Raw genomic sequence first — 26,389 nt, 5'->3', positions numbered from 1 at the left:
CAGAATAATATATCTGCTGATATATCATCTGACTTAAATTCTAGCATTATTAACTTAATGACATTGACCTCGCGGTCGTTTTTTTAAATAAAGTAATAAATTGTATTCATAACTCCTGCAAGAAGCATGACAAGAATAGGATCACATTTATACTTAGTAAGTAATATAACACATATACCAAATATCACGACAAGATGGATTTTAAATGTATTGAAGCTTTCACCAAAGAAAGTAGTGGTGAGAATAGAGACACCTGCAGTCGCAATTAATGCGACAACGGCTGGTCTTAACATCTTTAAGACACTCTGTAATTTATCCATATGTCGATATTTGAGATAGAAATAACTGATGATACCGACAATAATACATGACGGTAATACACAACCTATAGTGGCACATATTGCGCCAGGAATACCAGCAATCTTGATACCGACGAAAGTTGCTGAATTGATTGCGATAGGACCAGGAGTCATCTGTGAAATAGAGATAAGATCAGTGAATTCAGGAACAGATAACCAATGATGGGCTGTAATCACCTGCTGCTTAATAAGCGGCATAGCGGCATAACCACCACCAAAACTAAATGCACCGACCTGCAAGAAACTTAAGAATAATTGTAGATAAATCATGATTGTACCCCTTTCATAGAATAAAGTAATCCAATCATGATACAAACAATAATGACTATCATGACATTAATATTAAATATATAGTTTGCGACAAAAGCACCAATCATAATCACAGGATAAAGCTTGTTTTTCTCTTTTAAGAGACCACTGCCCATTTCGAAGCATACGGATGCAATAACAGCACCGACTCCTGCCTGCATTCCTTCTAACATAAGAGATACAATCAGATTAGTCTTAAATATTTCATAAAAGACAGAAATGACAGATATGATTACAAAAGGAGGAATAATTGTGGCTAGTACTGAGATGAATATACCGAGCAGTCCTGCCATCTTATATCCAACTACAATAGCCCCATTGACCGCAATAGGGCCTGGTGCACTTTGCGCAATAGCGACTAAATCTAACATCTCATCTTCATCAATCCAGTTGTATTCATCAACAAACTTCTTTCTCATTAAAGAGACGATGACATATCCACCTCCAAAAGTAAAAGCACTTAAGTAGAGAGTAGACAAGAAGAGCTTCACTAATTTATTCTTCAAAGTATTCACCTTCCTATGTTCTGTATTATACATTTTAGATATGAAAAAAACCAGTTTCTCAACTGGCTTAACATTCACACCCTACAAGTAGTCCACCTATTTCAGCATAATAAGTACATAGACCACCCATTGGATATACAATAATATCTGCATGTGGATAAAGTTCTAAAATCTTATCTCTGACATTATGTGCAAGTTTTAAATTATCTGCATGTGAGATACGTACCTTACCACCATGGTATCCTGCATTTTCAAGATGTTCAATCATAGATTTCACAACTTTCTTTTCACCACGACATTTACTGATCTGCTGGATAGTACCTTCTTCACTGGCTGTTGCGAAAATAGAAATATTTAATACACCAATCGCAGAAGCAACTGCTTTACTTACACGTCCATTCATCGCAAAGTTATGTAATGATTTTAATGCGAAGAATAATCTAGTATGATTAAGATAGTCCTGTCCTTTTTCTACAATTTCTTCAAATGTTAGATCTTCTTCAATCATTTCTTTTAATTTTTCAATAAGTAACCTCATTTCAGGACCTGTAGATAAACTATCAAATACATGTATCTTTACATTTTCATTTTCTTCTTCATAAATACCTTTGGCTGTCATGGCAGAGTTATAAGTGCCTGACATAGCACCAGTTAAAGTGACGACAAACACTTCATCATATCCTTCATAACAATCTAACCAAGACCCAACACTTGGACATGCAGTATGGGAAACACCTTTATACTTTGCAAGGTCTTCAGACATTAAACGTACATCTAGTTCCTGATTGTCTACATAGTGTTTATTATCAGTAGAAATAGTCATCGGTGCTACCGAAAAATCTACGCCATTTAATTCCCATATATCACAAGATGAGTCAGTTACAATTTTTCTTTTCATGCGAAAAACCTCCCTAATAATGCTATTGTAGTTTAAATTGTGAAATGATACAATTTACAAAGAGAAAGTTTATGTAAATATTTGTTCAGAGGTGCAGTTTATGGACGTAAATAAGAAAACACAAAGAAATAGATTTACAAGAATGTGTATAGGAGAAGCGATTGTAGAACTAATGAAGAGAGATCCTCTAGATAAGATTACAGTAAGCCAGATTGCGAAAAAAGCAGGTATTTCACGTATGACTTATTATCATTATTATGATTCTAAGGTGAATGCGATAGAAGACTATTTACGCGAAATCATTATTCAATATTTGACAGAACATAAAAAACGTCCTAAAGGAGAACGTTTTATGGAATATTCACATATCTTGTTTTCAATAGAATTCTTTGATCAGTATGCGACATTCTTTATTATTATGGAAAGACAAGGTCTTTATTCTGTATTAGTGAATGCAGTCAACCATTTCATGGTAGAACTCTATTCTGATCATAAAGAAATGATTTATCGTGCGTATTACTATGCAGGTGCTTTACTCAATACATTTATTAATTGGGAAAAGACAGGAAAACTTGTTCCTGCACAGGAAGTAGCCAAGATGATTAGTGAAAGTGCACCAAAGATGTCTTAATAATGAGGCATCTTTTTTTTCATATCTTTTAATTTATCTAATGCGGCAAGAAGTGTTTCATCTTTCTTTGCGAAATGAAAACGAATGAGGTGATTTACATTTTCTTTAAAGAAGCTAGAACCAGGAACAGCCCCTACACCCACAATACGAGCAAGATCTTCACAGAACTTCACATCGTCGTCATAACCAAATTCAGATATATCTACAAGGACATAATAAGCACCTTGTGGCTCAGTATATTTAATACCAAGTTCTCTTAAACCATTACAGAATAAATCTTTCTTATGTGTATATAATGCCTGTAGTTCTTTATAATAGTCTTCTCCAAATTCAAGTCCTACAACGGCTGCTTCCTGTAATGGTGCACTTGCACCAACTGTTAAGAAGTCATGTACTTTCTTTGCGACATCGATAATATGTTCTGGCGCAATAATATAACCTAAACGCCATCCAGTAATAGAATAAGTTTTACTAAGTGAACTACATGAAATAGTTCTTTCAAACATACCTGGAAGAGAGGCAAAATACACATGTTTATTTGGTGCATAGACAATATGTTCATAGACTTCATCCGTAATAACATATGTATCATACTTCACTGCAAGTGAGGCAATATATTCTAATTCTTCTCTAGTAAAAACCTTACCACATGGGTTAGAAGGGTTACAAAGAATCAATGCTTTAGGATGCTGTTTAAAGGCATCTTCTAATTCTTTCTTATCAAAGTTGAATAGTGGAGGATGTAATGGAACATAAATAGGTTTGGCATCAGATAAAATTGCATCAGCCCCATAGTTTTCATAAAAAGGTGAAAATACAACAACCTTATCTCCTGGATCACAGACAGTCATCATGGCACACATCATGGCTTCTGTAGAACCACATGTCACAACGATATTCTTGTTAGGATCGATAGGTAAACCCATGCATTTCTCTTGTTTATGAGCCAATGCTTCTCTAAAGTTCTGTGCCCCCCCAGGTAATCGCATATTGATGATAATCTTCATGAGACACTTCAGCCAAACAATCACATATTTCTTTAGGTGGATCAAAATCAGGAAATCCCTGAGATAAATTAATAGCGTTATATTTCAAACATACTCTTGTCATTCTTCTTATGACTGAATCAGTAAATGTATCAGTACGATGAGATAAATTCATAAAACCAACTCCTTTTTCAAATAAATTATCACAATGATTAATATTTGTCACGTAAAATGAATGATAAGATATGAATTCTCTGAAGTTGATTGTTGTTTATGATATGATGAATATATATGAGAGGAGAATAGTATGAGTAGTATTGATTTACATATGCATAGTTTCTATAGTGATGATGGTGAATATACACCTACACAGTTAGTCGATATGTGTCACCAGTCAGGTATCCAGATTATGGCTATTGCGGATCATAACTGGATTAAAGCCAATAATGAAGCATCTTTAAGATGCAAGGAATTAGGTATGAATTATATACCAGCCATTGAAGTAGATTGTACCTATAAGGGTGTGAATCTTCATGTTGTGGGATATGGTGTTGATGATTCAGAAGAGTTTAACAAGCTAGGTGAAAGCATTGAGAAACAGGAACAGGCATGCAGCTTAAAGAAACTAGAATTGACTAATGATTTAGGTTTTGAATTAGAGAAAGCACAATTAGATGCTTTATCTTCTAACGGTGTCTATACAGGTGAAATGTTTGGTGAAGCATTATTAAATGATCCACGTTATTTAAATAATGAATTACTTAAACCATATCGTGAAGGTGGGTCTAGAAGTGATAATCCTTTTGTGAATTTCTATTGGGATTATTATGCACAGGGGAAACCTTGTTATACAGAGATTAAGTTTCCTACATTAGAAGAGACAATTAAACTGATTAATGAACATGGTGGAGTGGCAGTGATAGCTCATCCTGGGAATAATCTGAAAGGACAGTTTGAATTACTAGATGAAATGGTTAAACTAGGATTACAGGGGGTTGAATGTTTCTCTAGTTATCATCCAGAAGAAGTGAATCAGTACTTCTATAATAAGGCAAAAGAACTGAATATTCTTTATACATGTGGTAGTGATTTCCATGGTAAGACAAAACCTTCTATTAAGTTAGGTGGACATCATAGTCAAGTAGAAGAAGAAATCAAAGAAAACTTAAAGAAGTATCATTTAATCTAAGGAAAGTGAAAGCTTTCCTTTTTTGAGTATATATAAGTGAAAGGGATGTATACCATATGCCCTCAATATAAAAAATAAAGGGCGTAAAAGTCAATAACTAACTTGGAGGTGATAGAATGAATATATCTGATACAATCATACAGCTTGCGAAAGAGAATAATGGTATTATTACATCTGCGGCAATTACCAAAAAAGGAATATCCAGAGGAAATTTAAAAAAAATTGTGGATGAAGGTAAACTTGAAAGAAGTGTGAGAGGTGTATATATTCTTCCTGAAGTATGGGGAGATGAATTTGTGGATTTGCAAGCTAGGTTTAAGAAAGGAATTTTTTCTAATGAAACAGCTTTGTTTTTATGGGACTTAACGGATAGAACACCGAATAGATATGATATGTGTTTTCCAAATAATTATAATCTGACAAATGTAAGGAATGAGGGAGTCAATTGTGCAAGGGTGAAACAGGAATGGTATGATGAAGGAAAGACTCAAATACAATCTCCAGGTGGAAATAAAATAATGGTATATAGTATGGAACGTACTTTGTGTGATATTCTCCGCAAGCGCGGAGGATTGGATAAAGGTATTGTTGCAGAAGCATTTAAACGCTATGTGATCAGAACCGATAAGAATATTCCACTTTTATCGGAGTATGCGAAGAAGTTTCGTGTTGAGGATAAAGTAAGAACTTATCTAGAGGTGCTCATATGAAAAATGCGATGCAACTTAAAGCTATTATTAAGAATATCTCAAAAGAAAAGCAAATTTCAGCGCAGCTTGTCATGCAGAACTTTATCTAAAAAACAGGCAGTCCATCAAGGATAAGCAGCATTTTGGAAAGAAGCCGACCCACAGACAGAAGGCATTAGCACGCAGGCGTAACAATAGAATAAATGACTACATGAACAAGACTGCACGCAGGGTGATTGATTACTGTATCGATCATGATATTGGAACTCTTGTTGTGGGATATAATGAAACATTTCAGAAGGATTCCAACATAGGCAGAAGAAACAATCAGACTTTCGTCAATATTCCATTTGGATTGCTGAGAGATAAGCTTGAATATCTCTGTGAGCTGAATGGCATCATACTTGTAATGCAGGAGGAATCCTACACATCAAAGGCCAGTTTCTGGGATAAGGATGTCATACCAGTCTATAAGAGTGATGATACTGAAGAACACCATTTCAGCGGAAAGAGAATACATCGTGGACAGTATAGAACAGCGATTGGACAAGTTCTGAATGCAGATGTAAATGGTGCATTAAATATCATGCGTAAAAGTAGAGTTGTGGATGTAAACATCCTATACAGTAGAGGCGAAGTGGAGACGCAATAAGAATAAGGATTGCCTAGCAATAGGTGGAGACTTAAATATCAATCTTCTTAAACGGATGCATAAGCATCCTAGAAGCCTTGACTTCAAATACGGAGTATTAAATTGAGGTAGTTCACGTTGGAGCGTTTGTTAGAGCGAATTTCTATTTCAAAGTATCATCATAATTTTGTATTGAAAGGTGGTTTTCTTATAGCTGCAATGGTGGGCTTAGATACTAGAGCTACTATGGATATGGATGCATCAATTAAAGATTGGCCAGTTAATGAAGAAAGTATTAAAAAGATGTTTTTTGATATATGTAATACTGATTTACATGATAATATAACTTTTGAATTAAAGAAAATATGTGAAATTCGAGAGGGCGACAAATATACGGGATATCGTGTTTCAATATCTGCTAATTATCCACCAATGGCTGTGCCTTTGAAACTGGATATTACTACGGGGGATAAAGTTACACCTGAAGCAATAAGATATGGGTATAAGTTGTTATTGGAGGATAAAGAAATCTCTGTACTCGCTTATAATCTGGAAACAATTATGGCAGAAAAGTTAGAATTTATTGTTTCAAGAGGTGACCAGAATACTAGATTAAGAGATTATTATGATGTTTATATTCTTATGAAGCTGCAGTATAAAAATATTGAACCAGAGTATTTGAAGGCAGCACTGAAAAAGAGAGGTACTTCAGAAGTCCTCAGGGATTATAAGAACATCATTGCCGTTGTTAAAAAGAGTGGCGTGATGAATAGTCAATGGAGGACTTATCAGAAAAATTTTGAATATGCTGCGGACATTAGTTTTGATGAGGCTTGTGATGCTGTTATGCATATGATGGATATGTATTATTTATAAGAGGAGATGAACTTATGTATCAGGAACCAGTTAAGAACTTTAATAAAATACGCGAGTATATTAGAGAATTCTATATCAATGGATTCAAGAGTCGTCAGGACTATACAATTAAAAGTGCACGTTCTTATGATAATGAAAAAAGACGTATAGAAAGCTATATGAGTGATTATATTGATTATCATATAACACCAGTTGGTAAGGTTCCTTACTTATCTATTGATACACGTATCACCCAGCATAATCCCTTATATAGAGTATGGAAAACAAAAAGCTTTACTGATCATGATATCATTCTTCACTTTCTTATATTAGACTTACTTCATACACCTTTATCCATGAGTGAACTTATGGATCAAATAGATGAGAAGACAAATCATACGTATCTCTATGATGAATCAACACTTAGAAAGAAACTAAAAGAATATGTCAAGGAAGGACTTCTTATCACAAATAAGAAAGGAAAGAAAATCTATTATCAATTAAGTAAAGATTATATCATTCCTCATGATATTCTTGATTTCTTTAGTGAAGTATCTCCGTGTGGTGTGATTGGTTCTTATATACTTGATAAGCAGGAGAAAGAAGATTCTCTTTTTGGTTTTAAACATCATTACCTCACTCATGTATTAGACAGTGAAGTGCTTTATGATTTACTCAATGCGATACATCAGCATAAGTATGTATCGATAAGAACATCAAATAATAGAATAAAGGTAATCCCTCTTAGTATATTTATAAGTGTGCAGGATGGCAGACAATATTTGATAGCTTATATGTGTAAAAATAAAAAGATGTATTCATTTCGTCTAGATCATATTATTTCTATTAAATCTCTAGAAGAAGCAGAAGACTTTGAGATATATAGAAAAGAGTTAGAAGAAATGAAGAAACATCTATGGGGAGTAAGTTTTTCTAATGGTTCTTTAGAAACAGTAGAATTTACTCTACACCATGAACCATGGGAAGAACATATATATAGACGATTATTGCGTGAAAAGAGATGTGGATATGTAGAAAGACTAAATGAGAATACAAGTCGTTTTTATGCAGAAGTATATGATGTAAAGGAAATGATTCCCTGGATTCGTACATTTATATGTCGTATTCAATCTATTTCTATATCGAATAAAGAAGTAGAAAAACAATTTAAACAAGATTTAGAAGAGATGTATCGTTATTATGAGGAGGATGAAGATGATATTTCACGAAATATATAGTCTTTACTATAAGACAGTGACTTGTCTTATACAGTCTTCATTTACTCATACACATGAAATAATAAATGAGAATGCATTTAAAGAAAGTTTCATGATGTTGGAGGAAATGTTAGAAAGATGGCCTATAAAGAATATAGATGTGTCTACTTATCCATTGACACTCCTTCAAAAGAGATGGTTAAAGGCTATTTCATTAGATCCCCGTATGCAGCTTTTTTCTTATTCCTGGTCTTTCCTAGATGATGTAGAACCACTCTTTACACCTGATGATATTTATATTTACGATCAATATAGTGATGGTGATTCTTATACAGACTTACAGTATCAGAAGAATTTTCATATCATCATGCAGGCCATTAAAGAGAAGTCTGGTCTAGTTGTTGTATGGAAAACGAAGCAGAAAACAAGTTTTGTTTTACCACAGCTATTAGAATATTCAGAGAAGGATGATAAGTTCCGTTTAGTTGCATATGATGGAACAGTAATCAATGTTTCAAGAATAGAAGAATGTCATTTGACTGATCATAATGTTTCTACCACAAATAAACAAAGAGTAGAAAAATATGTCTTGATAGAAGTAAAGGATGAAAGAAATACACTGGATAGAGTTCTTCTTCACTTTGCACATTTTAAAAAAGAGACAGAGAAAAAAGAAAATACTTATTTAGTGAAACTATTCTATGATGAATCAGATGAGACAGAGATGGTGATTCGATTGTTGTCATTTGGTCCTATGATTAAAGTAATAGAACCTTTAGAATTCAAACAACTCATAAGACAAAGATTAAAGAAACAAAAAGCATATTCCATTTAAAAAGGGCGATAATTCGCCCTTTTAGTAATTTCTATCAAATGATATATATCTTGTTCCCTGGAAAGTAAGTTTTCCTTGATCTCCTTCTACCATGAATCCATATTCATGACTTGGTACTACAAGTTCTATTCTATCGCCACTTTCTACTTCAAAAGTCACGTAGTAGGTTGTATGTGATGATGACATCATATCCTCGTGGTGTGTATACATAGTATCTGCACGTTTAGTGACTATCTTTACTGGAACACTTAGACGTGGTGAATTATTATTCTTATGCCAGGAACAAATACCACTGACTATAACATAGATGAACATTCCTATTACTAGTACAGGAACTATTGTAAACATTAGATTAAACATGGGATTTCCCTCCTTGTATATGGTTTTACTATAGTTCGCAACTTTTTGTCCATGATAATCAGCGTCTTATTCTCTATGATGTTGTTGAGGTGAGAACAATGCTAGAAATAAGAGGAAAGAAAAATAATGCGATATGTTTTGCATCACAGATAGATGAAAAAGCTTTAGAACAGATTAAAAGAATGTGTGATTATGATCTTACATTAGGAAGTCAGATTCGTATCATGCCGGATGTACATGCGGGAAAAGGTTGTACAATTGGTACGACAATGACTATTAAGGATAAGGTATGTCCTAATATTGTAGGTGTAGATATAGGCTGTGGGATGTATACAGTGAAATTATTAAATAAAGAAATTGATTTTAAGAAGATCGATGAAGTATGTTCATGGATTCCTTCAGGAATGAATGTATGGGAAACTCCTATAGAAACATTTGATTTATCTGAGTTAAAATGTTATTCATCTCTTAAGAAATTATCACATCTAGAAAAGTCATTAGGAACATTAGGTGGAGGAAATCATTTTATAGAGATTGAACAGTCTAAATCAGGAGATTATTATTTGGTTATTCATTCAGGTAGTCGTAATCTTGGAAAACAGGTAGCAGAAATATATCAAAGACGTGCCATTCATCTACATAGGGGATGGGATGAATATATATTAAGACGCCAGGAAATCATTAAAGAATATAAAGAACTTGGGAAAAGCAAGGAAATCAATCACGCATTAGAGGAACTTAAGGAAGGTTATGGAACTTTAGATATTCCAGAAGATTTATGCTGGTTATATGGTGATGCACTCAATGATTATCTTCATGATATAGAGATATGTCAGAAGTATGCGATGAGAAATAGAGAACTAATAGCCAGTATGATAATGGGAAAGGCATCTCTTACAGAAATCGACTCTTTTCATACCATTCATAACTACATAGATATCAATGAGATGATATTAAGAAAAGGGGCTATACGAGCAGTGAAAGGTGAGAAGGTTCTTATTCCTATGAATATGAAAGATGGATCTATTCTAGGGATAGGTAAAGGAAATAGGGAATGGAACTATTCAGCACCACATGGTGCAGGAAGAATATTATCACGTAAGCAAGCAAAAGAAATGTTGGATATCAAGGAATATAAGAAGTCAATGGAAGGAATTTATACAACATCTATTTCTCTAGATACATTGGATGAAGCGCCACAGGCTTATAAATCAGTGGAAGATATACTAGATGTTGTTGGAGAAACAGTAGATGTCATAGAGGTGTTAAAGCCTGTATATAACTATAAGGAGCATGGAAATGAGAAAAGAAATTATTAATAAGCTCAAGGAGATTGAGAAGAGAGAACATGTTAAGATTATATATGCGATAGAGTCAGGAAGTCGTGCCTGGGGTTTTGAGTCTGTTGATAGTGATTATGATGTGCGTTTTATTTATGTAAGAAAGAAGGAAGATTATCTTTGCCTGGATGAGAAATCAGATGTGATAGAACTGCCTATAGATGAAGTGTTTGATATAAGTGGATGGGATATCAAGAAGGCTTTAAAACTTCTTTATAAATCAAATCCATCATTACTTGAATGGTTTGCATCACCCATTGTGTATAAGGAAACAAAGGAAGCCTCTTATATTAGGGAAGTGATTCCTCTCTATTTTTCACAGAAGAAGTCATATCATCATTATCATAAAATGGCAAAAACACTATTAAAATATATGAATAAAGAGAAAGTACCAGTGAAGAAGTATCTCTATATTCTTCGCTGTATCTTATCTAGTCAATATATTGTACATAACAAAAAGCAGCCCCCTATAGAAATAGAGAAGCTAATAGAATATGAACTTCCTAATGAATTAAGAGAAGATATAAATAAACTATTAATGATCAAGAAGAATAGTAATGAGAAGAAGTATGTGAATCATATTTCTTCTCTAGATGAGTTTATAGTAAATAGTTTACAAGAAAGAGATACATCTTCTCTTGTCGATGGAGAGTCATCATGGGAACCGCTCAATGAGGTGTTTAGAAAGGTAATAGAAAAGAACAGTGACGATATGTTTTAAAAACAGTTGTTAAAAAAACGACTATATATCAATACAAATTCACTTTACATAAATTATATAATGAAAAAAATCATGAATGTAATTTTAGTACAATTTGTAAGCGATTCCTGTTGACTTATTTGCGTCAGGTCATGTATACTGATGTCGAAGGATTGTTACTTTAAGTAGGCAAGACCGTCATTCACACGCCCTTTTTAGGGTACAGTGAATGCGGTCTTTTTTTTGTTTCAATCCATCAAATTAAAGAGTGGAGGTGAAATCTGTAGTCTTATCAACAAAGAAAGAGGTGAAATCATGAAAGGGAAAAAAATTGTTGAAGTAGGCTTAGCTGCAATTATTGCGTTATCGGGAGTTGCTTCTGCAGCTGCACCAGCTTTTGCGGCACCTAATGTGATTTATCCGAATGTACAAAGCTATACAAAGGATTCAGACACATTTACATTGCCGAAGAAAAGCCGTTTACTTGTGGTTTCAAATGAAAAGACACTTAATAATGAAGTGTTATTACGTGATTTGAAACGTGCAAGTTCGCAGTTAGCAGACAGAGGTGTTTTATCAGAAGCACCACAGATTGTTTTTGGTACATTAGAAAATGCTGCAGACAATGACATCATTGTAAAAATGGGAACTAATCCAGATTTAACTGGCAAAAATGATGCTTATGCAGTAGATATTAAAAATAATATTACTATTTCTGCAGAAGATGAAACAGGAATCTATTATGGTTTAACATCTGTAATCCAGATGTTAATTGAAGGTGACAATGTTTTAACTAAGGGAAATATTGTTGACTATTCTGATGTTGAAGACCGCTCATTCCATTTGGACTGTGCAAGAAAGTTCTTCACAAAGGATTGGATCATTTCATTAATTAAAGATTTATCTTGGCAGAAATACAATTCAATTCAGCTTCATTTCTCTGAAAACGAAGGTTTCAGATTACAGAGTGATACTCTTGAAGCAATTGATGGTTTCAAGTATGTAAACAACCAGTATCTCACTAAACAGGATATGTTAGAAATTATTCAGGTTGCAAATGAATATCATATCGAAGTTATCCCATCTTTAGACTCTCCAGGTCACCTTGGTGCAGTTCTAAGATATTTACCATCTGATTATAGCTGTGCAAGCTTATTCCCATCTGATGGTAGAAGAGCACAGTGCTTCAATATCTTTACAAATGACGAAGCACGCGGTTTCTTAATCGATTTAATGACTGAATTTATCGATTTCTTCTCAGAAGCTGGATGTAAGAGATTTAACATTGGTGGAGATGAATTCTTAGAAAAATTCTCTAACTTCTCTAATGAACAGTATGTACAGATCATGGAATACTTCAATGAAGTATCTGCAATCGCTAAGTCAAAGGGTATGACTCCTAGAACTTGGAACGATGGTGTGATGTATGGAAACTATACTGGATATAAGTTAGATCCAGATATCGAAATCTGTTATTGGGCTGCTCCACAGAACTGTGCAAGTATCGAAAAGTTTGTACAGAATGGTAATAAAGTTATCAACTTCTCTGATATTTACATGTATTATGTATTATCTTCTTGGTGGTTACAGAATGCATGTCCTGAAGGAGATAGAATTTATAGAGAATGGAATCCAGGTAAGTTCTCTACATTACAGGGTGGTATTCCACAGACTTATAAGAAACCATACGCAAACTTTATTAAAGGTGGTTCTTATGCTATTTGGTGTGACGTTCCAGGTTATATGACACAGGATTCAGTGGCCAATAACATCTTCTATAGAACTCGTGCAACTGCTTATAAGATGTGGAATACATCAGATTCAATGCCTGAATATGCTGATGTAAAGAAGGCATTTGATAAGATTGGACGCGTTCCTGGTTATAAGAGCGTCTTACCAGAACCAGGTCAGGTTCTTTATGAAGGACAGTCTGTTGCACTTACAATTGAATATAAGAATGAATTTGGACAGACAATTGAACCTACAGAAACTTTATATGGCTTAAAGGACAATGAATACACTATTGAACCTAAGGAACTTTATGGCTATAAGTTCGAAAAGGCAAGTGAATCATTAACAGGCGTATATAAAGAAAATAAAACAATCACTTTAACTTATAAGACATTTACTGATAAGGAAGCATTAATCAAAGAAGTGAATAATGCACTAGTGATTAAAGATTATATTCCTGAAACAGTGAAGGAATATAAGGAAGCTCTAGACGTTGCGAAAGACGTTAAAGAAGATCCTTCAGCAGGACAGAAGAAAGTTGATGAAACATTAGCTGCACTTCGTACTGCAAAAGAAAAAGCTGTAAAGGCTAAATTCTATAAGTTATATGTAGAAGCTTATTATCCAGTAAGTGATGCGGCTTATGCATCTGGATATCAGGCTTATATGAATGCCGTTAATAACGGAAAGAACACTCTTAAAGATGAAAACTTAGATGTTGAAACAGCTGAAGCTGCCTATAACAACATCATGAATGCAAAGAAAGCATTAATTAAGAAAGCTGCAGACAAGCCTACTATTTCTGCAACTAAGGGATACTATAGCTGGTACTCATACAACAAGATGATTGATGGTAACCGTAATTCTAAGTGTTGGTTTGGTGCTGACCAGACAGCTGGTGATGAAGTATTATTCACATTCCCAGGTAAAGTAAAATTATCAGGTGTGAATGTTGTACAGGCAGACCAGGGTGATATCTTACGTGATGCTGAAGTCCAGATTTCTGCTGATAAGGTAAACTGGACAACAGTAGGTACATTAAAGGGTACAGATCCATTAGAAAAGAGATTTGACTTTGATGCACAGGAAGTTAAGTATGTAAGAATATACATCAATTCTGGATATGGAGCTTGGTATCAGATTTCTGAAGTTGAGTTCGTATTAGAAGCCATTGGTGAAGATACTACATTAAAAGATTTAATTGAAAAAGCTAAGGAAGAAGATTTAGAAGGCAAGACAATTGCATCTAGAGATGAATTCTTAGAAGCACTTATTGAAGCTCAAAAAGCATTAGTAGCTGAAGATATCAAGAATGAAGCAGTTATTAACCGCTTAAAGAAGGCTATCGAAGGCTTAGTTGATGCACCTGTAGTGAATACAGATGCTCTTGATGAAGCAATTGCTAAGGCTGATGCTTTAACTGAAGAAGAAGTAAATAAAGCAATTAAGAAGAACGTAGAAGTATTCAACAAAGCATTAGCTGATGCTAAGGCTGTTCTTGCTAAAGATGCTTCTCAGGAAGAAGTAAATGAAGCTGCTAAGGCATTAAATGATGCATTAGACGGATTAAAGGTTCTTAGAGGTAATCCAGAAGCTTTAAATGCAGCTCTTGAAGCTGTTAGTAAGAAAGATGAAAGCAAATATACTGCTGAATCTTGGGCAGCATTAATGGCTGTAGTAGAAGAAGTAAAGGCTATTGACTTAGAAAATGTAACTCAGAAAGAAATTGATGAAGCTGTAGCTAAGTTAAATAAAGCAGTAGATGCATTAGAAGAAAAGGTTGTTATTGAACCAGAAAAACCAACTGTTCCAGAAAAACCATCTGAAAAACCAACAGAAAAGCCAACTACAAAACCAGAAGATAAGAAGGATGATACTGTTAAGACAGGTGATTCTACTATGATTGCTGGTATGTTCGCTCTCATGACTGCATCAGCTGTTGTTTATATCTATTTAAAAAGAAAGAAAGCTTAATAAATAAAACAAGAGGCAGCAAAGCCTGCCTCTTACTTGATAGGGAAAAATGAAAATGAATACAAATAATATGAAACGTATGTTAATGAGCGTTATGCTCGTTTCTTCTATGACTCTTTCAAGTGGTGCTATAGTTGCACAGGCCTACAATGGGGCGCCTGCAATTGCTGAAAGAACAATGACTAATGAACAGCTCGTTGCTGCAACTACACCTATCTTACAGTCATATACTAAAGATGCTTCTGATAAGACTTGGGTAATGACTAAGGATTCTAAATTCGTAATCGTTGCGAACGAAGCCAACTTAAAGAATGATAGACTTGCAGAAATCGTTAAATTAGTTAACTCTGAATTCATGGCTAAGAAGATTATTTCTAGTGATGCTCAGGGTATGCTTTATAATCAGGATGGTGCACCAACTGATATCACTATTGATATCAAACCTGTATCAGAAATCACTGATAAGACTACAAGTAAGGAAGCTTATAAGATTACAATCGATGACACTGGTATCCATTTAACTGGTGCAAGTGAAACAGCTGTATTATATGGTTTACGTACTATTGAACAGCTTACAATTGCGAATAATAGCACTTTAGCTTATGGTGAAATCGTTGACTATCCTAATGTAGCTGAACGTCGTATCCATGTAGATATGGCTCGTAAGTACATCTCTAAAGACTGGTTCATTAGACAGATCAGAGAAATGTCTTACTTCAAGATGAATGCTATCCAGATGCATTTCTCAGAAAACTTAGGTTTCCGTATTGAATGTGAAACAGATCCATCAATCGTATCTGAACAGCATTTGACAAAAGCTGATGTAAGAGAAATTCTTGCGGAAGCAAAGAAATATGGTGTTAAAGTTATTCCATCATTTGACTCTCCGGGCCATGTTGACCAGATTTTAAGAGCTCATCCAGAATATGGGCAGGTAGATAAATATGGTAATCATTATAAATCAGGTTTAGATATCACTAATCCTGAAGCGATTAAGTATATTTACAGCTTATATGATGAATATATGGAATTATTTGAAGGATGTACAGATTTCCACATCGGTGGCGATGAATATATGGAATTTGACCGTGCACCTTTCACTACTCAGTACAAGTCTGTATTAGATAATTATGCAAGAGAAAACATTGATCCTAATGCAACTTGGAAGGATGTTGTTGCGAAATATATCAATGACTTAGCAGAACATGTACATGAAAAAGGATTTACTCCTCGTATTTGGAATGATGGTATCTATTATGGAGAAAATTCATACTATGATAAGAAACAGCTGATCAAAATGCATAAGTATATTGGTATTGATTTCTGGAGTCAGATGTCTTGGAACTATAGTATCGCAAAACTTCAGACTTTCTTAGATAAGGGTCATGATACTATTTATAACGTAAATGCTAGTTTCTTCTATTATGTATTAAGACCATCAATGCCAACTGATGGACGTAAACAGCATTCATTTGATAACTTAAATTCTGATAAGTTAATCTTTGATGAATGGACTCCAGGTAAATTCCAGGCTAACACTATTGCAGATGATAACCCAGCTATTAAAGGTGCATCACTTGCTATCTGGTGTGATAAGGCCGATGTATGTGATGAAGATACTATTACTGAAGATATCGCAAATGAAATGCGTGCACTTGCTACTAAGGCATGGAATACAAAGTCTAATAGTATTATTTCTCATAACCAGTTTAAGGCTAATTATGCAAAGCTTGGACATGTTGCAGCATTTGATAAGGGTTCTACTTTACCAGATTCTGGATCAATCTTACCAGCTGATTCATTAGGTAAAGTCACTATCAACTATGTTAATAAAGATGGTAAGGAAATTAAGAGTCCAGTGACTCGTTATGGTAATATCGGTGATGAATATAACTTCACTGCTGAAAAGATTTACGGTTATCGTTTAGTGTCTGATAAAGACAGTGCAACTGGTACATATAGCAAGAAGGGTGATACTTTCACTTTCACTTATGAAATCTACACAGACAAGACTGACTTAAAGGCTGCTTTAGATAATGCTTTAGATGAAAATGAATATATTGGTGCAACACTAGGTGAATATAAAGCTGCATTAGATGAAGCACAGAAACTTTATGATGACAAGAATGCATTACAGAAGGATGTAGATGGTATCTTAACTAAGTTAAATGCAGCTAAGAAGAAAGCTATTAAACGTGTTTACTATCCATTGTGGGTAGAAGTAGAAAACCCATTAGAAGATAATGGTTATGCTTCTGGTTATGCTGAATACTTAGAAGCTGTAAAGAATGGTAAGAAGGTTCTTTATAGTGAAGATGTAACTGATGAAGCAGTGAAGACTGCATATGATGAATTAGTTGCTGCTAGAAATGGTTTAATGAAGCGTGATGGAAATGTTCCTAGTGTTCAGGCATCTGATGGTTATTGGTCATTAGGTGTTTATCCAAGCGATAAGTATAGCTATGACAAGATGTTCGATGGTAATAGAGATACATTTGCTTGGTTCAATGATGCACAGAAAGTCGGTAAACATATCACATTTACATTCGCAAATAAAGTGAATATGAGTGGTATTAAGATTTCAGCTCCTGAAAAACCAGGTTCAGATATTATCAAGAATGCAGATATCATGGTATCTGAAGATAAAGAAAACTGGACTAGAGTGGCTAACTTAAAGATGGATGCGAATAATCTTGAACAGACATTCACATTCGATAAACAGCCAGTGAAGTATGTTAAACTTGAAATAAAAGAAGCAAGCGATAGCTGGTATAAAATTGCAGAAGTACAGTTCACTTATGAACAGGTGGCTGAAAATACTGAACTTAAGGACCTATTAAAAGAAGCTTATGGTCAGGATTTAACTGATAAGACTGCTGATTCTGTTGATACATTCTTAGACGCATTAATTGAAGCTCAGAAGGCTTATGCAAAAGAAGATTTAAATAATGAAGAAGTAATTAATACATTACGTGATGCAATGAAGAATTTAAAGGTAGCTCCAAAAGTGAATAAGGCTGAACTTGAAGAAACAGTGACTAAGGCTGAAGCTATCTCTGAAGAAACATTAAATAAGGCTGTTAAGAAAGCACGTGATGCATTTGCTAAAGCATTAGAAGATGCTAAGGCTGTTGTTAAAAACAAAGATGCTTCTCAGGAAGAAGTTAATGAAGCTGCTAAGAAATTAGAAGAAGCTATTAAGGGCTTAGATGTTCTTAAGGGTGATACAACTGCATTAGATGCTAAACTTGCTGAAATCAAAGAATTAGATGAAAGTAAGTATACTGAAGAATCTTGGGCTGCATTAATGGCTGCTGTTGAAGAAGCTAAGGGTCTTGATGCAGAAAATGCAACTCAGGTAGAAGTAGATGAAGTTGTGGCTAAGTTAACTAAAGCAGTAGACGCTTTAGAAGAAAAGGTTGTTATTGAACCAGAAAAACCAACCGTTCCAGAAAAACCTGAAACTAAGCCTGAAATCAAACCAGAAACAAAACCTACTACTAAACCAGAAGATAAGAAGGATGATACTGTTAAGACAGGTGATCCAACTTCATTATTTGGATTAGTATCAGCTATGGCTTTATCTTTAGCTGGTTATGTTTCTGTAAAGAAGAAGAAAGACTAAAGATTCATCTTTTTTAGGGAAGGGATAGTGTAATGCTATCTCTTCTTTTTTTACAAAAGAAGTGAGATGTTTACATTATAATGTGAAGTGAATATGATATCATAGATGTAAGAGAGGGGTGAGCATAATGAAGGATGCTTATATCAATGGAAAAATAATAGATGGGACTAAGGAGATGCATGTTAAGGAAGGATATGCGATTCTCGTAGAACAGGGGAAGATTAAGGATATTGTTTTACAGAAAGAAGCTGATTTAACAGGGTATAACGTAGTGGATTTAGAAGGAAACTATATTATGCCAGGTCTTATTAATATGCATGTACACTTAGCAGGAAATGGCAAACCACAAAAGAAACAGAGAGATAATGCGAAGTTAGTAAACTTCTTAATGAGTAATCCACTTACGCGTGCTATTGCTCATAATATGGTGAGCGGGTTTGCAGAAATGGAGTTACTTAGTGGTGTCACTACGATTAGAACAGTAGGTGGTATTAGAGATTTTGATACACGTGTACGTGATGAAATTAATTGCGAGAAGAAGAGAGGTCCACGTATTTTAGCAGGTAATGAAGGTATTTCAGTACCTCATGGTCATATGGCAGGGAGTGTAGCAATTGCAGCTGAAACAATTGATGATGCACTTTTACAGGTAAGTAAAGCAAAGGAACAGAATGTCGATTTAATTAAATTAATGATTACAGGTGGTGTTCTAGATGCTAAGGAAAAGGGTGTTCCTGGAGAATTAAAGATGGAACCTGAAATGGTTAAAGCGGTTTGTGATAAAGCACATGAATTAGGCTTTAAGGTGGCTGCACATGTAGAATCATCGGATGGTGTAAGAGTGGCTTTGGAGAATGGTGTAGATTCTATAGAACATGGGGCAAAACTCGATGATCATATGATTCAATTATTTAAAGATAATAATGCATTCTTATGTACTACATTATCACCAGCCTTACCATATGCTTTATTTGATCGTTCTATTACTAACGCATCAGAAGTAGAACAATTCAATGGTAAAGTCGTATTTGATGGAATTATAGAATGTGCGAAACAGGCATTAGAGAATGATATTCCTATTGTATTAGGTAATGATGTAGGATGCCCTTGGATTACACAGTATGACTTCTGGAGAGAACTATATTACTTCCATAAGTATGTAGGTGTAGGTAATGCATATGCAATTTATTGTGCGACACTACAGGCAGCTAGAATGGCTGGTATTGATGATGAAACTGGTTCTATTGAAGTAGGTAAGTCAGCTGATATGATTGTCACAAAGGATAATCCATTAGATGACTTATTGGCATTAAGACATATTGAATCTGTTATCATGAGAGGTCATAGAATTGATCATCCTACTAATAAGATCAATGAACAGGTAAAAAATGAATTGGATAAGTTCTTATAATGAATCCCTTCTTTGAAGGGATTTTTTAAGCAGCCATATTCATATGTTTTAAATACAATTATTTGTATGAACATATTTATGGATGATATTCAAGTATATATATGGTAATGCTAGAAAAGAGATTTTTCAAATTGATATAATATGAAAAAGGGAGGAAAATCTCATGAAAAAATTAATTTCATGTCTTGTGAGTATTGCGTTATGTTTATTCCCATCTATGACATCAAGTTGTGCTCAAGAAAACTGGGTAGGCTCTTGGTCTACAAGTCCTGTAGAATTTAGTATACAGAAATTTTTTGGGAATCATTTTAAGGATTTTGGCTTGCATCACTTAACATTTAGAACTGTAATTAAACCTACATTGACAGGTGAAACAGTACGTCTTACATTCTCTAATACTTATGGTACAGGTCCTATGACTATTGATGCTGTGACTATAGCGAAAACAATAAGTAAACAGTGTATTAAACTTCCTACAAAGAAGACTGTGACATTTAATGGATGTAAGAAAGTAACATTAGAAAAAGGAGAAACTGTTTATTCAGATCCATTAGACTATTATGTAGATGCATTAGAACCAGTCACTGTTTCTATGTATATGAAAAATACAGATCAGTTAAAAACATTTGGTTTAATTGGTGGCAAAACATATATTAGTTCAGGTAATCAGGTCAATCTTCCTGCAACTACAGGTGTACCAATGATATTAAATGGAAGCTTTGGTGAATATGATGTGATCCCATTATTAACAGGTTTAGATGTCAATCGTTCCGATGCGCATTCTACAGTTATAATTGGTGATTCTACACTTGCGAATGATATACCAACACTATTCTCTACTAAACTGCATTTAGCTGGTATTCATAATGTAGGTGTCTTACAGCAGGCTATTAAGGGTAATCGACTATGTGCTGATGGAGCAGGTAGACTTGGTATGGCTTATGGTGAATCTATGTTGAAGAGATTTGAAAGAGATGCTTTAAATCAGCCAGGTGTAAAGACTGTTATTATCAAGGTAGGATGTAATGATATTATTCACCCTAATTGTAAGAGTATGATGGGGATTGCACCTAAAGTAACGACAGAACAGATGATTGATGCTTATAAAACACTTATTAGTAAAGCACATGAAAGAAATATTCAAGTATATTTAGTTACTCGTTCTGCTTGGAAAGGTTATACACGTAATATCTTAAATAAAGGTGATGACATTGAGTGGACACCTGAAATAGATCAGATGAGAAAAGATATTAATACATGGATTAAGACAAATCCTGCAGATGGATATATTGATCTAGATGATTTATGTCAGGATGAAGATCGTACGCAGTTGAGAAGTGAATATGTGACTGATGGTGTTCATTTCACATTAGAAGGACAAAAAGCGGTGGTAGATAAATTACCAGTGACAGTATAGAAAAGAAAGAGGATTAACTCTGTGAATACAGAATCAATCCTCTTTTTTGCACACTGCTTCATTTGAGATTATTAAACTCTTTTAGACGTGAATTAATTACTGTTAATTCATCATCCAATTGATTGCGTTTATTTTTAATTGTTTTTGTTGTTATGTTTTTGTATTTCCATTATGATTTTCTTAATCAAATATACCACATCTTTTCGACTTTTTTCTAAAATATAAAAAGAGCAATTCGTTTTTTTATATTGAATCACTCCTCATTTTTTAAATTATTTATACCTAATCTATTTTGATGATCTTCTAATTCATGAATTATTCTGAAAATTGTTATTTCGTTATTTGTACTATCAACAAAGTAAACAAAGATATAATGATGAATTATTAACTTTCTATATTCATATCGATGATGTTTTAGAATGACCGGATGAGACTTTGGATGTAACCTTATCCTTTCTAGATTTTCATCAATATCATGTTTGAATTTTGTGAGAATATATGGATTTTTATATCCAGAGAGATAAGATAGTATTTTATCTAAATCACCAATTGCTGAATCTGTATAAAGTATTTTATTATTCAAATCCATACTTTTTACTAAACATTCCCCATGTTTCTTCTTCAGTATGAATTCTTCCTTCTTCGTAATCTTTTTCTGCTTCATTTAACTTGTCTTCGATTGTTTCAGGAAGAATAACAGTATTTTTTTTAACTGAATCAGTATCTTTAATTGGTTTCATAGCAATCAGTCCTCCTTACTCATAGTATAGCATTTATTCATACAAATACAAACAACAGTGAATTACTACGACATTATACTTTGTATTTGAAGTCGTAGCTTCTAGGATGTTTATGCATCTGTTTCAGAAATCCGGTATTTAAGTCTCCACCTGATGCTTATTTGTAAGATACAAGTGTTTTACATTTCTATAAATTTAGGGAAAAAAGCTTCCTATATGTCTTATACCCTCACTAATCTGGAATTTCTCAAACAAATGTCGTTTTTTAGATAAGAATAAAGGAAAGTGGAAAGATGGAGAAACAGGTGATCTTATTTTTTGACTAAGAAAATGATAGTAATCTAGAGTATATGCGTTTTTTGAAAGTTGAAATTCATATTTAAATGAAATCTCACATTATTCCATGAAACTAAAAAAGGAGGATATGGATCAGTATCCTTCTTTAAGGGAACATATGTTTCTTTTTAATAAAGGACCTAAAATGAAGAAAATCACTGTCATTGATTATGAAATATAAAGAAAGAGGATTGACTCTGTGATACAGAATCAATCCTCTTTTTGTCTGTTGATAGAAGCACTTGTATTAAATCCGTCAGGATATCTTTTATGTAGTTTATCAAGATTACCCTCTAGAATAGTATCTAAAGGAACATCTAATGCAGTGGCTGCTTCAGCAAGATACCAGGCTATATCGCCTAATTCTTTAATAAGATAATCTTTGTCTAGATCATGTCCTTGCATCAACCACTTCTTAACGATATCTATTGCTTCTCCTGACTCTCCACATAATCCCATAACACTATTAATAAGTATATCTTTCTTATTCAGTTCGGGATTCAGTGTTCTCATTGCTTCTTTTTGATAATCATTAATATTCATTGTAGTAAAGAAAAAAGCCCTGAATAAATCAGGACTTTAAGTGTTGAATTAATTATTTGCTAGCTTCTTCAATAGCAACTGCAACTGCAACAGTAGCACCTACCATTGGGTTGTTACCCATACCGATTAAGCCCATCATTTCAACGTGAGCTGGTACTGATGAAGAACCTGCGAACTGAGCATCACTATGCATACGACCCATAGTATCAGTCATACCATATGAAGCTGGTCCTGCAGCCATGTTATCTGGATGTAATGTACGACCAGTTCCTCCTCCTGAAGCAACTGAGAAGTATTTCTTACCCTGTTCGATACATTCTTTCTTATATGTACCTGCAACTGGATGCTGGAAACGAGTTGGGTTAGTAGAGTTACCAGTGATTGATACATCTACACCTTCCTTATGCATGATAGCTACACCTTCACGTACGTCATCTGCACCATAGCAGTTAACCTTAGCTCTGTCACCATTTGAATAAGCAGTTCTAGATAATTCTTTAACCTCACCTGTGAAATAATCGAACTGAGTTTCAACATATGTGAAACCATTGATTCTTGAGATGATCTTAGCAGCATCTTTACCTAAACCATTTAAGATAACTCTTAAAGGATGCTTACGAACTTTGTTAGCGTTTAATGCGATCTTGATTGCACCTTCAGCAGCTGCGAATGATTCATGACCAGCTAAGAAAGCGAAACACTGAGTTTCTTCATCAAGAAGTCTTGAACCTAAGTTACCATGACCTAAACCTACTTTACGATCATCAGCAACTGATCCAGGGATACAGAATGACTGTAAACCAATACCGATTGTCTTAGCAGCATCAGCAGCCTTAACGTCACCTTTCTTGATTGCGATTGCAGCACCTACAGTGTAAGCCCAGCAAGCATTTTCGAAGCAGATAGGCTGAGTAGATTTAACGATGTTATAAACATCAATACCTTTATCATCACAGATCTTCTTAGCTTCTTCGATATCTTTGATACCATATTCGTTTAAAGTTTTATTGATCTGGTTGATTCTTCTTTCATAACCTTCAAATGTAATAGCCATTGTTCTACCTCCTAATTATTCCTTTCTTGGATCGATGTACTTAGCAGCATCAGCAAAACGTCCATAAGAACCTGTTGCTTTCTTAACAGCTTCATTAGCATCTTCTCCAGCTTTAATCATGTCCATCATTCTTCCAAGATTTACGAATTCGTAACCGATGATCTGGTCATCATTATCTAAAGCAACTCTAGTAATGTAACCTTCAGTCAATTCGAGGTAACGAGGACCTTTCTTCTTAGTAGCATAAGATGTACCTACCATTGATCTTAAACCTTTACCTAAGTCTTCAAGACCAGCACCTACTACTAAACCACCTTCTGAGAAAGCAGACTGAGAACGTCCATAAACGATCTGTAAGAATAATTCTCTCATTGCAGTGTTGATAGCATCACAAACTAAGTCAGTGTTTAATGCTTCAAGTAAAGTTCTACCAACTAAAGCTTCAGCTGCCATAGCTGCAGAATGAGTCATACCTGAACATCCGATAGTTTCGATAAGTGCTTCTTCAATGATACCTTCCTTAACATTTAAAGAAAGTTTACAAGCACCCTGCTGTGGAGCACACCATCCGATACCATGAGTGTAAGCAGAAATATCCTTGATTTCTTTAGAATAAACCCATTTGCCTTCTTCAGGAATTGGGGCACAACCATGATTGCCGCCCTGTTTAACGCAATACATTTCTTCAACTTCTTTTGAATAAATCATTTTTTTACTCCTTTCATTACTAAATGACTGTTGATTCAAGGTGAGGGTTATCACCTGTCAAAATTATATGACACCATCCTTTTAAAGTCAATGAAACTCAAGAAAACAGCATGCAAAAAGTAGTATAAAAAGGGCTTAAAATAACGAGTTTTAGGCTTTATCATGACTTGTGAAAAAATAAGCGTTTTCATTTTTTGCTGTTTGAAAATTACAGTATGTAAATATGTTGTTTCAGTTCAAATAATATTCATACACTTAATTTAAGATTATAATGACAATGCCATGAAAGAAGGAATGACCAATGAAACATAAGAGAATGACAACAAAACAAAAGAGAATGTTGAAGAATATATTAGTTGTTATGTTGCTTATTATCAGTTTTCCTAGCTATACACCCTCACAGGTGATTATAGAGAGTGATCATATTTTAATAAGTAATCACCTCCTATCTAGACCTATAGAATGTATCAGTTTTGATGGACTCACGTATACTGGTATGGATGGTAAAAAGTATAGTCATAAAAACTATGTAGGTGCACAGCCTCTTACAATCTCTAATACAATTACATTCAGTTCTTCCAAGACGCTCTATAGTGCACCATTTTCATACTATGCTACAAGACAGGTTATTCCTGCAGGAAGTTATCATGTTACAAAAGAAGCAGGACGCTATATGTATATAAAAGGAAAAGGGTGGGTCTCTTCTCAATATGTGAGTATAGATGTTAATAATTCTATAGAGAATACAACTGGGATACCACTCTATAGGGATTATATGATTCCTGAAACAAGTAGTCATCGCACGCATTATGCAATGAGACCACTGTATATCACAATTCATACAACAGATAATACAAATAAAGGAGCCGATGCTTTGAGTCATGCAAAGCTTCAATATACAGGTAATGTACGTTCTGCTTCCTGGCATTATACAGTGGATGACCATAGTATCTACCAATCATTACCTCTCAATCAACAGGCAGGACATGCAGGAGATGGTGTCATGCCAGGCAATAGTGCATCTATTGCGATAGAAATATGTGTAAACGATGATGGTAATCTCTATAGTGCAGAAAAGAATGCAGCTAAACTTGCAGCGGCATTATTAAAACAATATCACCTCAGTGTAGATCAACTCCGTATGCATCATGATTGGTCGGGTAAAAAGTGTCCTAGACTAATGATAGAAGGGCAGTCTGGATCAATGAACTGGGAGAGTTTCAAGAAACAGGTCTATAACTACATGCGTACAGTATGAAAAAAGGAAGCTCACGCCAATGTCATTAAGTTAATAATGCTAGAATTTAAGTCAGATGATATATCAGCAGATATATTATTCTGACTT

At 34.3% G+C, this 26,389-nt stretch carries 25 protein-coding genes; 14 read left to right on the top strand and 11 right to left on the bottom strand.

Features of this window, described 5'->3' with window-relative positions; all coding sequences use genetic code 11:
* Positions 1–83 precede the first annotated feature (83 nt).
* The 3 genes from ACFOZZ_RS12610 to ACFOZZ_RS12600 are packed head-to-tail and all read right to left on the bottom strand — an operon-like array spanning position 84 to position 2,072.
* Positions 84–629 carry a chromate transporter gene (locus ACFOZZ_RS12610; protein WP_376815366.1) on the bottom strand — a complete coding sequence of 182 codons (546 nt, stop codon included), beginning with the start codon at positions 627–629 and terminating at the stop codon, positions 84–86.
* Positions 626–1,207 (bottom strand): chromate transporter, encoded by a 582-nt coding sequence (locus ACFOZZ_RS12605; RefSeq protein WP_376815368.1) that lies wholly within the window; start codon positions 1,205–1,207, stop codon positions 626–628. Before ACFOZZ_RS12605 ends, ACFOZZ_RS12610 begins: the two co-directional genes overlap by 4 nt.
* 34 nt (positions 1,208–1,241) lie before the next feature.
* Complete coding sequence (locus ACFOZZ_RS12600) at positions 1,242–2,072, bottom strand: DegV family protein (RefSeq protein ID WP_278861129.1); 831 nt, start codon at positions 2,070–2,072, stop codon at positions 1,242–1,244.
* Between the two features lie 100 nt (positions 2,073–2,172).
* On the opposite strand from ACFOZZ_RS12600, the gene ACFOZZ_RS12595 reads away from it, so the two are divergent.
* A complete protein-coding gene (locus tag ACFOZZ_RS12595) occupies positions 2,173–2,703 on the top strand; it encodes a TetR/AcrR family transcriptional regulator (RefSeq protein ID WP_055233211.1) in 531 nt (176 codons plus the stop codon).
* On the opposite strand, the gene ACFOZZ_RS12590 is transcribed toward ACFOZZ_RS12595, so the two are convergent.
* Both ACFOZZ_RS12590 and ACFOZZ_RS12585 read right to left on the bottom strand, forming a co-directional pair.
* The gene (locus tag ACFOZZ_RS12590; RefSeq protein WP_376815365.1) at positions 2,700–3,692 is read right to left on the bottom strand and encodes a pyridoxal phosphate-dependent aminotransferase; all 993 of its coding nucleotides are present in this window, start codon (positions 3,690–3,692) and stop codon (positions 2,700–2,702) included. The genes ACFOZZ_RS12595 and ACFOZZ_RS12590 overlap by 4 nt on opposite strands.
* Complete coding sequence (locus ACFOZZ_RS12585; protein ID WP_376815364.1) at positions 3,661–3,864, bottom strand: hypothetical protein; 204 nt, start codon at positions 3,862–3,864, stop codon at positions 3,661–3,663. Before ACFOZZ_RS12585 ends, ACFOZZ_RS12590 begins: the two co-directional genes overlap by 32 nt.
* A gap of 132 nt (positions 3,865–3,996) precedes the next feature.
* On the opposite strand from ACFOZZ_RS12585, the gene ACFOZZ_RS12580 reads away from it, so the two are divergent.
* From ACFOZZ_RS12580 to ACFOZZ_RS12555, 6 genes are all read left to right on the top strand, one after another.
* The gene (locus ACFOZZ_RS12580) at positions 3,997–4,878 is read left to right on the top strand and encodes a PHP domain-containing protein (RefSeq protein ID WP_376815363.1); all 882 of its coding nucleotides are present in this window, start codon (positions 3,997–3,999) and stop codon (positions 4,876–4,878) included.
* Between the two features lie 116 nt (positions 4,879–4,994).
* Positions 4,995–5,588, top strand: coding sequence for a type IV toxin-antitoxin system AbiEi family antitoxin domain-containing protein (locus tag ACFOZZ_RS12575; protein ID WP_376815362.1), 594 nt, complete (start codon positions 4,995–4,997; stop codon positions 5,586–5,588).
* Positions 5,589–5,691: 103 nt separating this feature from the next.
* Positions 5,692–6,219 carry an IS200/IS605 family accessory protein TnpB-related protein gene (locus ACFOZZ_RS12570; protein WP_376815367.1) on the top strand — a complete coding sequence of 176 codons (528 nt, stop codon included), beginning with the start codon at positions 5,692–5,694 and terminating at the stop codon, positions 6,217–6,219.
* A gap of 117 nt (positions 6,220–6,336) precedes the next feature.
* Positions 6,337–7,074, top strand: coding sequence for a nucleotidyl transferase AbiEii/AbiGii toxin family protein (locus ACFOZZ_RS12565; protein WP_376815361.1), 738 nt, complete (start codon positions 6,337–6,339; stop codon positions 7,072–7,074).
* A 14-nt stretch (positions 7,075–7,088) separates the two neighbouring features.
* Positions 7,089–8,291, top strand: coding sequence for a WYL domain-containing protein (locus ACFOZZ_RS12560; protein WP_376815360.1), 1,203 nt, complete (start codon positions 7,089–7,091; stop codon positions 8,289–8,291).
* Complete coding sequence (locus tag ACFOZZ_RS12555; protein WP_279148087.1) at positions 8,269–9,105, top strand: WYL domain-containing protein; 837 nt, start codon at positions 8,269–8,271, stop codon at positions 9,103–9,105. The genes ACFOZZ_RS12560 and ACFOZZ_RS12555 overlap by 23 nt, the downstream gene beginning before the upstream one ends.
* Positions 9,106–9,126: 21 nt before the next feature.
* On the opposite strand, the gene ACFOZZ_RS12550 is transcribed toward ACFOZZ_RS12555, so the two are convergent.
* Positions 9,127–9,465, bottom strand: coding sequence for a DUF2500 domain-containing protein (locus ACFOZZ_RS12550; protein ID WP_376815359.1), 339 nt, complete (start codon positions 9,463–9,465; stop codon positions 9,127–9,129).
* A gap of 98 nt (positions 9,466–9,563) precedes the next feature.
* Between ACFOZZ_RS12550 and ACFOZZ_RS12545 the strand changes: the two genes are divergently transcribed.
* The 6 genes from ACFOZZ_RS12545 (at position 9,564) to ACFOZZ_RS12520 (ending at position 21,663) form a co-directional block, all read left to right on the top strand.
* Positions 9,564–10,784 (top strand): RtcB family protein, encoded by a 1,221-nt coding sequence (locus tag ACFOZZ_RS12545; protein WP_376815358.1) that lies wholly within the window; start codon positions 9,564–9,566, stop codon positions 10,782–10,784.
* Entirely contained in the window at positions 10,765–11,526 is a 762-nt protein-coding gene (locus ACFOZZ_RS12540; protein WP_376815357.1) for a DNA polymerase beta superfamily protein, read from the top strand. Before ACFOZZ_RS12545 ends, ACFOZZ_RS12540 begins: the two co-directional genes overlap by 20 nt.
* Positions 11,527–11,820: 294 nt before the next feature.
* Positions 11,821–15,210 carry a family 20 glycosylhydrolase gene (locus ACFOZZ_RS12535; protein WP_376815356.1) on the top strand — a complete coding sequence of 1,130 codons (3,390 nt, stop codon included), beginning with the start codon at positions 11,821–11,823 and terminating at the stop codon, positions 15,208–15,210.
* A gap of 55 nt (positions 15,211–15,265) precedes the next feature.
* On the top strand, positions 15,266–18,835 hold the full coding sequence (locus ACFOZZ_RS12530; RefSeq protein WP_376815355.1) for a family 20 glycosylhydrolase: 3,570 nt from the start codon (positions 15,266–15,268) through the stop codon (positions 18,833–18,835).
* Positions 18,836–18,962: 127 nt separating this feature from the next.
* A complete protein-coding gene (locus ACFOZZ_RS12525; protein WP_376815354.1) occupies positions 18,963–20,246 on the top strand; it encodes an amidohydrolase family protein in 1,284 nt (427 codons plus the stop codon).
* A gap of 163 nt (positions 20,247–20,409) precedes the next feature.
* A complete protein-coding gene (locus ACFOZZ_RS12520; protein WP_055234200.1) occupies positions 20,410–21,663 on the top strand; it encodes a GDSL-type esterase/lipase family protein in 1,254 nt (417 codons plus the stop codon).
* Positions 21,664–21,916: 253 nt separating this feature from the next.
* On the opposite strand, the gene ACFOZZ_RS12515 is transcribed toward ACFOZZ_RS12520, so the two are convergent.
* The 5 genes from ACFOZZ_RS12515 to ACFOZZ_RS12495 all read right to left on the bottom strand — a co-directional run bounded on the left by ACFOZZ_RS12515 (position 21,917) and on the right by ACFOZZ_RS12495 (position 25,044).
* Positions 21,917–22,252, bottom strand: coding sequence for a type II toxin-antitoxin system RelE/ParE family toxin (locus ACFOZZ_RS12515; protein WP_376815353.1), 336 nt, complete (start codon positions 22,250–22,252; stop codon positions 21,917–21,919).
* Positions 22,239–22,403 carry a hypothetical protein gene (locus tag ACFOZZ_RS12510; protein ID WP_187114862.1) on the bottom strand — a complete coding sequence of 55 codons (165 nt, stop codon included), beginning with the start codon at positions 22,401–22,403 and terminating at the stop codon, positions 22,239–22,241. The genes ACFOZZ_RS12515 and ACFOZZ_RS12510 overlap by 14 nt, the downstream gene beginning before the upstream one ends.
* A gap of 546 nt (positions 22,404–22,949) precedes the next feature.
* Positions 22,950–23,252 carry a nucleoside triphosphate pyrophosphohydrolase family protein gene (locus tag ACFOZZ_RS12505; protein ID WP_279079904.1) on the bottom strand — a complete coding sequence of 101 codons (303 nt, stop codon included), beginning with the start codon at positions 23,250–23,252 and terminating at the stop codon, positions 22,950–22,952.
* Positions 23,253–23,334: 82 nt separating this feature from the next.
* Positions 23,335–24,336, bottom strand: coding sequence for a GGGtGRT protein (locus ACFOZZ_RS12500; protein WP_055234003.1), 1,002 nt, complete (start codon positions 24,334–24,336; stop codon positions 23,335–23,337).
* 15 nt (positions 24,337–24,351) lie between these two features.
* Entirely contained in the window at positions 24,352–25,044 is a 693-nt protein-coding gene (locus ACFOZZ_RS12495) for an iron-sulfur cluster assembly scaffold protein (protein WP_006505048.1), read from the bottom strand.
* A 301-nt stretch (positions 25,045–25,345) separates the two neighbouring features.
* Between ACFOZZ_RS12495 and ACFOZZ_RS12490 the strand changes: the two genes are divergently transcribed.
* On the top strand, positions 25,346–26,302 hold the full coding sequence (locus ACFOZZ_RS12490; RefSeq protein ID WP_376815352.1) for an N-acetylmuramoyl-L-alanine amidase family protein: 957 nt from the start codon (positions 25,346–25,348) through the stop codon (positions 26,300–26,302).
* Positions 26,303–26,389: the final 87 nt, after the last annotated feature.

Source organism: Catenibacterium sp. GCM10023432, assembly GCF_042651925.1.
GTDB lineage: Bacteria > Bacillota_I > Bacilli_A > Erysipelotrichales > Coprobacillaceae > Catenibacterium > Catenibacterium mitsuoka.
The sequence above is the reverse complement of the archived record's forward strand: the minus strand, read 5'-3'. Positions and strand labels throughout refer to the sequence as shown.